The organism is Pimelobacter simplex (assembly GCF_024662235.1).
Classification (GTDB): Bacteria; Actinomycetota; Actinomycetes; order Propionibacteriales; family Nocardioidaceae; genus Nocardioides.
Window position 1 is genome coordinate 3,033,529 of the sequence record NZ_CP096276.1, and the last position, 10,023, is coordinate 3,043,551.

Here is a 10,023-nt window from a genome sequence, read left to right on the forward strand (position 1 = left end):
AGACCAGTCCAATTTGGCACCTCCATCACCCGTCCGATTGGCCCGAGGTGTCGGTATCGTTGCGATGTGACGGGGGTCATGCAAGAGGCCAATTCGAGGTAATGGACATCACATGATGGATCTGTCCGCGGCGTTGACCGCCGAGCTGAGCACCCGCCTGCGCGGCGAGGGCGAGCGCCACCGGATCGTCAGCGACACGCTCCTCGAGCTGATCCGCGACGGGCGGATCGCGGCCGGCCAGCGGCTGCCCGCCGAGCGCACGCTGGCGACCGCGCTCGGCGTCTCGCGCACCACCGTGGTCCGCGCCTACGCCAGCCTGGAGGCGATCTCCGCGCTCGACCGCCGGGTCGGCAGCGGCAGCTACGTCACCTCCGCGCCCGGCGCCGCGACCCTGCCGCGGATGATGGACCTGACCGACGGCACCGCCGACCGCGAGCCCGCCCACAGCCAGGGCCTGATCAACCTCTCGATCAGCACGCCGGCGGTGCTGGGCGAGATGCGCGAGGCGATCCGCTCGACCGCCGACGAGGTGTTCGCCCGCGCGATGCTCGCCACCCAGCACACCGAGGGCGAGCCCGAGCTGCGCGCGTGGGTGGCTGACTGGTACACCCGCCGCGGCCTGCCGACCGATCCCGCGCAGGTGCTGATCACGGCGGGCGCCCAGCAGGGCCTGGCGATGAGCACCCAGCTGCTGCGCCGTCGTACGGCGCCGTTCGTGGTCGAGGCGCCGACCTACCTCGGCCTGCTCGACCTCGCCCGGATGCGCCGGGCCCGGCTGCTGAGCGTGCCCGCGCTGACCGACCCCGAGCGGATCGCGGCCGCCGCCGAGCACGTCGCCGGCCAAGCGCAGCCGCTGTTCTACGTGATGACCACCTGCCACACCGTCACCGGGCACTCGATGCCCGCCGGCGACCGCGAGCTGCTCGCCCGGCTGGTCCACGACAGCGGCGGCCTCGTGGTGGACGACGACATCCTGGCCGACCAGCTGTTCGAGCCGGCGCCGGCGCCGCCGCTCGCGGCCTTCCTCGACGAGCGCCGGGTGATCACCGTGGGCGGCACGAGCAAGCTGCTCTGGGACGGGCTGCGGGTCGGCTGGCTGCGGGCCCCGCAGTCACTGATCCAGAGCCTGGTGCGGATGAAGAGCGCCTACGACCTCGGCACCTCGGTGATCTCCCAGCTCGTCGCGCTCGAGCTGCTCCAGCGCGCCGACGAGATCGGCGCCCGCCGGGTCGACGAGGCCCGGACCAAGCTCGCGCTGACCACCTCGCTGCTGCGCGAGCGGATGCCGGAGTGGTCCTGGCAGGAGCCCCACGGCGGACGCTCGCTGTGGGTCGAGCTGCCCGCCGGCAGCGACGCGGCCCGGTTCGCCGCCCAGGCGGTCGGCAGCGGCGTCGCGGTCGCCACCGGCGAGACGTTCACCGGCAACGGCTCCCACCGCGACCACCTGCGGATCGGCTTCGTGCAGCCGGCACCGGCGCTCGCCGAGGGGCTCGCCCGGCTGGCTGCGACCTGGGCCGGCTACGCCGACGACTCCGCACGCTCGGCGACGAGCCCGGCCAGGCGTCGTACGCCCTCGGCGATCTGGGGCTCCGACGCGGCGCTGTAGGACAACCGCACGTACGGCGCCGGCGGCTCGTCGACGAAGTAGTGCGCCCCGTCCCCGACGAGCACCCCGGCCGCCTGCGCCGCTCCGGCCAGGGCGGCCGTGTCGACGCCCTCCGGCACCCGCACCCACAGGTGGATGCCGCCGCGCGGCGGATGGGTCAGCCGCAGGTGCGGACCGTGCTCGCGCACGTGGTCGATCATCGCGTCGCGCCGCTCGGTCAGCCGGGCCCGCAGCACCTTGAGGTGGCGCGGCCAGGCGGGCGCGGTGAGCAGCCCCAGCGCGGTCTCCTGGAGCAGTGCCGGCACGCACATGTCCTCGGCGATCCGGGCCGTCCGCAGCCGCTCCCCCGCCGGCCCGCGGGCGACCACGGCGGCGATCCGCAGGCCGGGCGCGACCACCTTGGTCAGCGTCGCGATCGACACGACGTGCCCGTGCGGGTCCTCGGTGAGCAGCGGGAGCGGCGTCGGGCCGTCGAGCCCCAGGTGCCGCGCCCAGTCGTCCTCGACGACGAACGCGCCGTGCTCCGCGGCGAGGGCCAGCACCTCGACCCGCCGCTCCGGGCTGAGCACCGCGCCGGTCGGGTTCGCGCAGCCGGGCTGCAGGTAGACCACCCGGGCCCGGGTCCGCTCCAGCGCGTCGGCGAGCAGGTCGGGCCGGATGCCGTCGAGGTCCGCAGGCACCGCGGCGAGCTCGAGGCCCGCGGCCTGGGCGGCGAGGACCGCGCCCGGATAGCTCGGGCTCTCGACGAGCACCGTGTCCCCCGGCTCGGCCAGGGTGCGCAGCACGAAGACCAGCGCCTGCTGGCCACCGGGGACGACGAGGACGTCCCCGGGCTCGGCGTCGTAGTCCGCGGCGAGCACCCGGCGCAGGTCGGGCAGGCCGGCGACCGGCACCATCGACCACGCCCGGGCACTGCGCGCGGCCCGGCTCGCCTGGGCGCGCAGGGCCTCGGTGGGCTGGAGCTCGGCCGCCGTGTAGCCCCAGGAGAGCTGGATGTCCTCGGCGCCGCCGTGGGCGCCGAGCCGGCCGGCGCGGCGCGGGTCGACCCGGGCCCGGCCCAGCGCCTGCGACTGCCAGCTGTAGTCCGGCTCGGGCTGCGCCCGGCGGCCGGCGACGAACGTGCCGCGCCCCGGCTCGGCCCGGACCAGGCCGAGCGCGGTGAGCCGGGCAAGTGCGGCCGAGACGGTCGCCGCGCTCGCGGCGAGCTCGCGGGAGAGCTGACGCACCCCGGGCAGCCGGTCGCCCACCGCCATCGTCTCAGCCCGACGGCGCAGGAGCTCGGCGATCTCCGCGGCTCTGTTATCGTCGTTCATGAATGCAGTAGATAACGTTACTCACTCTGCACGCAAGGCGTTACGCGCCGTCGGCCGGGACGCCTCCGTCTCCGCCGTGGTGGCCGGGATGATCTCGGCGCTGGTGAACTACTCCGGCCCGTTCCTCATCGTGCTCGCGGCCACCCGGGCCGCGGGTCTCGACGAGGCGCACACGGCGTCCTGGGTCTGGGCGGTCTCGATCGGCAACGGCGTGTGCAGCATCGTGCTGAGCGCCTGCACCCGGATCCCGGTCATCGTCGCCTGGTCCACCCCCGGCGCGGCCCTGCTCATCGCCTCGCTGGAGGGCATCGCCTTCTCCGACGCCGTCGGCGCCTTCCTCGTCGCCTCGGTCGCCGCGGCGGTCGTCGGCTGGACGGGGTGGTTCGGGTGGCTGCTCGACCACGTGCCCGCACCGGTGCTGCAGGCCCTGCTGGCCGGCGTGCTGCTGCCCTTCGTCGTCACCGCGACCGGCGCCTTCGCCTCCGCTCCCCTGCTGGCCGGCAGCGTGATCGTCACGTTCTTCGCCGGCAAGCGCTGGTTCGACCGGTACGCCGTCCTCGCCGCGCTCGTCGTCGGCATCGTCGTCGCCGCGGTCACCGGCGCCTTCGAGCCGATCAGCACCGGCCTCGCGGTCACCGTCCCGGTGCTGACGATGCCCACCTTCGACCCCGCCGCGCTGGTGAGCATCGGGCTCCCGCTGTTCATCGTCACGATGGCCTCTCAGAACGCGCCGGGCCTGGCCCTGCTGCGGGCCGAGGGCTACCGCCCCGACGACCGGCTGCTCGTCGGCTCGATCTCGACGGCGTCGGCGGTGCTCACGCCGTTCGGCAACCACGGCATCAACATCGCCGCCATCACGGCCGCGATCGCCACGGGTCCCGAGTCGCACCCGGACCGGGACCGGCGCTGGATCGCGGGCCTCTCGGCCGGGACGGCGTACCTGCTGGTGGGGGTGTTCGGCGGCTTCCTGGTCGCGGGCTTCCAGTCGATCCCGGCCGAGACGATCACCGCGCTGGCGGCCGTCGCCCTGCTCGGCTCGACCCTGACCGCGCTCAGCGGTGCGACGAGCGGGGACTCGCGCAGCGGCGTCGCCGCGCTCACCACCCTGGCCGTCACGATGAGCGGCGTCGTGCTGCTCAGCGTGGGCAGCGCGTTCTGGGGCGTGGTCGCGGGATCCGCGGTCTACGTAGCGCTGCGGCCCATCTCCTCGCGCAGGGCGCCGACGAACGCGTCCACGTCGTCCTCGGTGGTGTCGAACGAGCACATCCAGCGCACGTCGCCGGCCGCCTCGTCCCAGAAGTAGAACCGGTGCCGCTCCATGAGCCGGCGGCTGACGTCGTGCGGCAGCCGGGCGAAGACGCCGTTGGCCTGCACCGGGTAGAGCACCTCGACCCCGTCGACCTCGCTCACGCCGGCGGCGAGCCGCTGGGCCATCGCGTTGGCGTGACCGGCCAGGCGCAGCCAGAGACCGTCGGCGAGCAGCGCCTCGAACTGCACCGAGACGAAGCGCATCTTGCTGGCCAGCTGCATCGAGAGCTTGCGCAGGTGCTTGAGGTGGCTGACGCCCTCGGGGTTGAGGACGACGACGGCCTCGCCGGCGAGCGCGCCGTTCTTGGTGGCGCCGAACGAGAGCAGGTCGACGCCGGCGTCGGTCGTGAACTCCCGCACCGGTACGCCGAGCGCCGCGGCCGCATTGGCCAGCCGGGCCCCGTCGAGGTGCAGGCGCAGACCCAGACCGTGCGCGTGGTCGGCGAGCGCCCGGATCTCGCCGGGCGTGTAGAGCGTGCCGAGCTCGGTCGACTGGGTGATCGAGACGACCTGCGGCATCGCGCGGTGCTCGTCGTCGAAGCCCCAGGCCTGCCGGTCGACCAGCTCGGGGGTGAGCTTGCCGTCGGGGGTCGCCACGGTGTGCAGCTTGAGCCCGCCCATCCGCTCGGGGGCGCCGCCCTCGTCGACGTGGATGTGCGCGGACTCGGCGCAGATCACCGCGCCCCACCGGTCGGTGAGCGCCTGGAGGCCGACGACGTTGGCGCCGGTCCCGTTGAACACCGGGTAGGCCTCGACGCCCGGGCCGAACAGCCCGGCCATGATCGTCTGGAGGTGCTCGGTGTAGACGTCCTCGCCGTAGGAGACCTGGTGGCCCCCGTTGGCCAGCGCGATCGCGGCCAGCACCTCGGGGTGCGCGCCCGCGTAGTTGTCGCTCGCGAACTGGCGGGCCTCGGGATCGTGCCGCCGCTGCGCGGCGGTGGTCCCGGAGGTGGTCAGGGTCGCGGCGTCAGCCACAGGCGCTCTCCGTTCAGCTCGGCGGTCGGCCGGTCCCACAGACCGGCGATGGTCGCGGCCAGCTCGTCGACATCGGTGAACCCGGCGAACGCGGCGTCCGGACGGGCCGCCCGCATCGCCTCGTCGACCAGGGCCTTGACCACCACGATCGTAGCGGCGGCCGTCGTGCCGGCCTTGGCGAAGGCATGGCCCAGCGCGAGGGTCCAGGCCTCCGCGGCGGCCTTGGCCGCGGCGTACGCCGCATTGCCCGCGGTCGGCGCGCCCGCACCGGCCGCGCTGACCACCACGAACCGCCCGGCGGGCGCCGCGGCGAGCGCGTCCTGCGCGGCGAGCGAGGTGTGCTGGAGGGTGCGGACGAGCAGCGGCTCGAGCACCGCCCAGTGGTCGAGCGCCTCGGCGGTGAGCCCCTTGCCCCCGCGCCAGCCCCCGACGAGGTGGACCATCCCGTCGAGCCGGCCGTGCCGGGCGACGACATCGTCGACCCACCCGCGCGTGGCGGCCGCGTCGAGCAGGTCCACCACCGCACGGTCCGTCGCTGCGGTCGCCTGGGCGAGCCGGACCGGGTCGGCGTCGGCGGCCGCGACCGTGAAGCCGGCCGCGGCGAGCCGTCGTACTGCTGCCTGGCCGGCGGGACCACCGGCCCCGGCGACCGCGACGACGCGGGTCATGCGGCGGCCGTGATGCCGCGGGTCTCGGCGATGACGTTCTTGAGCTTCTTGGCCAGCGCCTCGAAGAACATGCTCAGCGGGAACTCGTCGGGCAGCACGTCGTCGACCAGCTCACGCGGCAGCTTGGTGAGGTCGAGCGCCTCGGCGCCTCGGGCCCACTTGGATGCCGGGTGCGGCGCGAGGTAGCGGCTGACCAGCTCGTAGCCGGCCTGCCAGTGCACGAGCTTGGGCCGGTCGATGCCGTCGCGGTAGAGGTCCTCGATCTCGGTGCACAGCGCGTTGGTCACCTGGGGCGCGAGGTCCCAGTCGATGCGCAGCTTGTTGTCGGTCCAGCGCAGCGCGTCGTGCTGGTGCAGGTAGGCGAAGAGCAGCTGGCCGCCGAGGCCGTCGTAGTTGCGGGTGCGCGTGCCGGTCACCGGGAACCGGAACATCCGGTCGAGCAGGATCGCGTGCTGCACGTCCTTGGCCTGGGCCACGCCCTCGGCCTCGAGCTCGACGGCCGCCTTGAACGCGGTGAGGTCGCAGCGGAGCTCCTCGAGCCCGTACATCCAGAACGGCTGGCGCTGCTTGATCATGAACGGGTCGAACGGCAGGTCACCGTGGCTGTGGGTGCGGTCGTGGACCATGTCCCAGAGCACGAACGCGTCCTGGCTGCGCTGCTGGTCGTCGATCAGGTCGCGCACCTCGTCGGGCACCTCGACCCCGAGCAGGTCCACGGCCGCCTCGCTGACCCGGCGGAAGCGCGCCGCCTCGCGGTCGCAGAAGATCGCACCCCAGCTGAACCGGTCCGGCACCTCGCGCACGGCGACCGTCTCGGGGAAGAGCACCGCCGAGTTGGTGTCGTAGCCGCTGGTGAAGTCGTCGAAGGTGATCCCGCAGAACAGCGGGTTGTCGTAGCGCGTCGCCTCGAGCTCGGCCAGCCAGTCGGGCCAGACCATCGTGAAGACGACGGCCTCCAGGTTGCGGTCGGGGTTGCCGTTCTGGGTGTACATCGGGAACACGACCAGGTGCCGGCGCCCGTCGGTACGCTCCCGGGCCGGCTCGAACGCCATCAGCGAGTCGAGGAAGTCGGGCACCCCGAACCCACCCTCGGCCCACCGCCGCAGGTCGGCCCCGAGCGCGCGGTGGTAGGCGGCGTCGTACGGGAGGAGGGGCGAGAGCACCTCGACCGCCTCCACCACCCGGCCGACCGCCGCGGACACCGTCTCGCGCGCGGGCGCCTCGGGTGCGTCGAAGTCGATGGACCCGTCGGCGCGCTGCCACGGACGGATCTCCTCGACGGCGTCCTTGAGGGTCCGCCACGCCGGCTGGGCGACGAGGGAGTCACGGTCGGTCGAAAGAATCTCCGTCATGAGACCCATTAGACAGGAAATCTTCCTGTCCGTTCAACTCCTGTGCGGGTTCTAGCTGGTCATCGACATCGCGAAGACGGCGAAGACGAGCACGAGGAGCGCGAAGGGCGCGAGCGCACCCCAGCGGACCGCCCGCGCAGCCGGTCGGCCCCACCGCCGCCGTACGAGGGCCGCGACGAGGACCGACAGGGCGAGCGGCGCGAGCGTGAGCGGGAGCCACGGCGTCCCCTCGTCCAGGAAGTCGTCGCGGTCGACCACGAAGCGCAGGGCCGCGAGGTTGAGCGCCGTACTGAGGAGGAAGCAGGCGACCACCCGGGGCCGGCCGCCTGCCCGCCGGCCGGGCGTCGTACCGGTGGCGGGGATGGGCGACCCCGTCACCGAGAAGTCGCCGACCTCGATCCCGTGGGTCCCGTCGGCCCGCACGGGCGCCTCGATCTTTCCCTTGGTGACGCGCACCTTCTGCGCCTGCTCCCACAACGACGAGCCCCAGCCGGTGTTGGACACGCCGCCTCCTCGTTCACCTCAGGACGATGCTGCTCCCGCTCCCCCAGCGTAGGCGCCGCCCGCCGATCCAGCCGGGAGACGCGGACCGCAGTGTTAGCGTGCTGGCCATGCGCGCCATCGCTCGGGCCCTCACCGTGCTCCTCCTCGCCCTCGGTCTCCTGCTCACCGCCTCCCCCACTCCGGTCCACGCCGCCGGCACCCCCGGGTCCGTCGCCGTCGCCGAGCGGGCCAAGGCCAAGAGCCCGGACGGCACCTACCGCGGCGCCGAGACGCCCACCGAGCCCAACCCGCTCGACCGGCTCGAGATCAAGTTCAAGGTCGCCAAGAACGGCCGCGTGATCAAGAAGTGGATCGTCACGATGAACGTGATCTGCGGCCTCGACGTCCGGCTCATCGCGCAGTCCATGCCCACGATGAAGGTCAAGGAGAACGGCCGCTTCAACCGCGTCTACGCGGGCACCCTGGCCAACGGCACGCAGTACCGCCTCCAGGCCACCGGCAAGCTCGTCGCCAAGAAGCGCAAGGTCACCCAGGGCACGTTCTCCTACAAGGTCGGCGCATGCCAGCGCGGCACCAGCACCCCCCTGCGCTGGGCAGGCAAGCGCGTCTCCCGCTGACCAGAGGCCCGATGGGTCCGACCGAGGCCGTCACCACGGGCCTCAGCACGAAGTACTACGCCTTCACCGGCCGCGCCCGCCGCAGCGAGTTCTGGTGGTTCCAGCTGGCCGTCACCATCGCCACCAACCTGACCCTGCTCATCCCCGGCACGGTCTCCGACCTGGCCACGGCACTGCTCACCCTCGCCTTGCTGGTCCCCACGACCGCGGTCGCCGTACGGCGGTTGCACGACGTGGGCCGCTCCGGCTGGTGGCTCCTGCTCATCCTCGTCCCGGTGCTCGGCCTGATCGCCTTGATCCTCTGGTGGGCCTCACCCGGCGACAACGAGACCAACCCCTACGGCCCGCCGCCCGCCGAGCACTAGCCCTCGGGTAGCCCGGCGTCCTGGAGGGCCCGCCGGAGCATCCCGCCGACCACGGGCAGCTCGGGGCACCGGGCGTCGTTCTTGATGTCGAGCACCAGCTGCTCGCCAGCGAAGGTGACGTACGTGATCCCCGTGGCGGGGTCCCAGGACAGGTCCGGCGCCTCCTCCGGCGGTGGCGCCCACCCGGCCTCGATCAGCTCGGCGCACGACTGGACGTCGACGACGCCCGCTGTCCCCGTCGTCGCTCCCCCCGTGGCCGGCGATCCGGGAGCGGCCGGCGCCCCACGGTCGGGGCCACTGCCGGTGCCACATCCCACCAGCAGGAGGACCGCCCCGAGGACGACGCCGGTCGGTCGGATCGCCTGCCCTCCTTCGGAACCACTGAGCCGAGAACTCATGGAGTCAGGCTCATCTGTGCTGGCGACACCGGGCAACACCGGGTCGGCCCTGGTGCGCGAATCGCCGGTTCCCGGCTCGCTAGCCGCTGCCCCTGAGCCGAAAAAGCACGAGAGCCCGGCCGCTTCAGCGGCCGGGCTCTTCGTCATCCGGTGGAGGTGAGGGGACTCGAACCCCTGACCCCCTGCATGCCATGCAGGTGCGCTACCAGCTGCGCCACACCCCCGGGGTCATCGCCGCGCCCTGGGGCGAAGCAACGACCGGAATACTAGCCAAAGGATCCCCGCGAGGTGAAATCGGGGTGCCTCACAGGTTGTACGACGCCAGCGCCCACTCCCCCGAGGGCCGCTGGTCGAGCACGACGCGGCCGCAGTTGCCGAGGCCGCGCAGGTCCTGGGCGACGGTGAGGGGCCAGCCGAGGAAGCGGACCAGGCCGACGCGGGTGGCGGCGCCGTGGGAGACGGCAACGCCGGTCTCGCCGGGGGCGAGGGCGGTGGCGAGGTCGGTGAGGGCGGCGGCGTAGCGGGTGGCGACCTGGTCGGCGGTCTCGGCGCCGGGGATGTCGTCCCACTCGCCGAGGCGGAAGCGGGTGAGGGCGTGGCCGTCGGTGGCGCCGAGCTCGGCGTGGGTCAGGCCCTGGTAGTCGCCGAGGTGGAACTCCCGCAGCCGCGCGTCGTACGACGGCACGAGCCCGGCTTCCTTGGCGATCTCCTCGGCGGTGGACCGGGCCCGGGCGAGGTCGCTGGACCACACCAGGGCCGGCGGCAGCGCGGCCACGAGGGGCGCGACGGTGCGGGCCTGCTCGAGGCCGACCTCGTCGAGCTCGACGTCGGTCTGGCCCTGGATGCGCAGCGCGGCGTTCCAGGCGGTCCGGCCGTGCCGGACCAGCACGAGGCGGCGGTCGGGCGCGACCGTCACG

10 protein-coding genes, 1 tRNA gene and 1 pseudogene are annotated in these 10,023 nt (G+C 73.5%); 4 read left to right on the forward strand and 8 right to left on the reverse strand.

Translation table 11 applies throughout. The features are described 5' to 3' along the window. Positions 1 to 112 precede the first annotated feature (112 nt). A complete protein-coding gene (locus M0M48_RS14920) occupies positions 113 to 1,606 on the forward strand; it encodes an aminotransferase-like domain-containing protein (protein WP_215816904.1) in 1,494 nt (497 codons plus the stop codon). On the opposite strand, the gene M0M48_RS14925 is transcribed toward M0M48_RS14920, so the two are convergent. Further along, positions 1,519 to 2,919, reverse strand: a complete 1,401-nt coding sequence (locus M0M48_RS14925; RefSeq protein WP_257751751.1) for an aminotransferase-like domain-containing protein — start codon at positions 2,917 to 2,919, stop codon at positions 1,519 to 1,521. The genes M0M48_RS14920 and M0M48_RS14925 overlap by 88 nt on opposite strands. A gap of 88 nt (positions 2,920 to 3,007) precedes the next feature. On the opposite strand from M0M48_RS14925, the pseudogene M0M48_RS14930 reads away from it, so the two are divergent. Beyond that, positions 3,008 to 4,054, forward strand: a pseudogene (locus M0M48_RS14930) (benzoate/H(+) symporter BenE family transporter); the annotation flags it as partial. Positions 4,055 to 4,101: 47 nt separating this feature from the next. On the opposite strand, the gene M0M48_RS14935 reads toward M0M48_RS14930, so the two are convergent. From M0M48_RS14935 to M0M48_RS14950, 4 genes are read right to left on the reverse strand one after another with little or no spacing between them, the layout of a single operon-like run. Then, positions 4,102 to 5,202: a threonine aldolase family protein gene (locus tag M0M48_RS14935; RefSeq protein WP_257751752.1), complete on the reverse strand. Its 1,101-nt coding sequence runs from the start codon at positions 5,200 to 5,202 to the stop codon at positions 4,102 to 4,104. Then, positions 5,181 to 5,870: an SDR family NAD(P)-dependent oxidoreductase gene (locus tag M0M48_RS14940; RefSeq protein WP_257751753.1), complete on the reverse strand. Its 690-nt coding sequence runs from the start codon at positions 5,868 to 5,870 to the stop codon at positions 5,181 to 5,183. Before M0M48_RS14940 ends, M0M48_RS14935 begins: the two co-directional genes overlap by 22 nt. Next, positions 5,867 to 7,222, reverse strand: a complete 1,356-nt coding sequence (locus tag M0M48_RS14945; protein ID WP_257751754.1) for a DUF6421 family protein — start codon at positions 7,220 to 7,222, stop codon at positions 5,867 to 5,869. Before M0M48_RS14945 ends, M0M48_RS14940 begins: the two co-directional genes overlap by 4 nt. Before the next feature lie 51 nt (positions 7,223 to 7,273). After that, positions 7,274 to 7,726 (reverse strand): hypothetical protein, encoded by a 453-nt coding sequence (locus M0M48_RS14950; protein ID WP_257751755.1) that lies wholly within the window; start codon positions 7,724 to 7,726, stop codon positions 7,274 to 7,276. A gap of 107 nt (positions 7,727 to 7,833) precedes the next feature. On the opposite strand from M0M48_RS14950, the gene M0M48_RS14955 reads away from it, so the two are divergent. Then, on the forward strand, positions 7,834 to 8,343 hold the full coding sequence (locus M0M48_RS14955) for a hypothetical protein (protein WP_257751756.1): 510 nt from the start codon (positions 7,834 to 7,836) through the stop codon (positions 8,341 to 8,343). Positions 8,344 to 8,354: 11 nt separating this feature from the next. Continuing rightward, complete coding sequence (locus M0M48_RS14960; RefSeq protein WP_257751757.1) at positions 8,355 to 8,708, forward strand: DUF805 domain-containing protein; 354 nt, start codon at positions 8,355 to 8,357, stop codon at positions 8,706 to 8,708. Here the strand turns inward: M0M48_RS14960 and M0M48_RS14965 are convergent. The 3 genes from M0M48_RS14965 to M0M48_RS14975 form a co-directional block, all read right to left on the reverse strand. After that, entirely contained in the window at positions 8,705 to 9,106 is a 402-nt protein-coding gene (locus tag M0M48_RS14965; protein ID WP_257751758.1) for a hypothetical protein, read from the reverse strand. The genes M0M48_RS14960 and M0M48_RS14965 overlap by 4 nt on opposite strands. 151 nt (positions 9,107 to 9,257) lie before the next feature. Next, positions 9,258 to 9,330, reverse strand: a tRNA-Ala gene (locus M0M48_RS14970). Positions 9,331 to 9,410: 80 nt separating this feature from the next. Further along, positions 9,411 to 10,022 (reverse strand): histidine phosphatase family protein, encoded by a 612-nt coding sequence (locus M0M48_RS14975; RefSeq protein WP_257751759.1) that lies wholly within the window; start codon positions 10,020 to 10,022, stop codon positions 9,411 to 9,413. Between the last annotated feature and the right edge of the window lies 1 nt (position 10,023).

What these genes read in the sequence shown, in the direction of transcription:
- M0M48_RS14920 (WP_215816904.1), top strand. Translation starts at nt 113, where the DNA reads ATGATGGATCTGTCCGCGGCGTTGACCGCCGAGCTGAGCACCCGCCTG.
- M0M48_RS14925 (WP_257751751.1), bottom strand. Translation starts at nt 2,919, where the DNA reads ATGAACGACGATAACAGAGCCGCGGAGATCGCCGAGCTCCTGCGCCGT.
- M0M48_RS14940 (WP_257751753.1), bottom strand. Translation starts at nt 5,870, where the DNA reads ATGACCCGCGTCGTCGCGGTCGCCGGGGCCGGTGGTCCCGCCGGCCAG.
- M0M48_RS14945 (WP_257751754.1), bottom strand. Translation starts at nt 7,222, where the DNA reads ATGACGGAGATTCTTTCGACCGACCGTGACTCCCTCGTCGCCCAGCCG.
- M0M48_RS14955 (WP_257751756.1), top strand. Translation starts at nt 7,834, where the DNA reads ATGCGCGCCATCGCTCGGGCCCTCACCGTGCTCCTCCTCGCCCTCGGT.
- M0M48_RS14960 (WP_257751757.1), top strand. Translation starts at nt 8,355, where the DNA reads ATGGGTCCGACCGAGGCCGTCACCACGGGCCTCAGCACGAAGTACTAC.
- M0M48_RS14965 (WP_257751758.1), bottom strand. Translation starts at nt 9,106, where the DNA reads ATGAGTTCTCGGCTCAGTGGTTCCGAAGGAGGGCAGGCGATCCGACCG.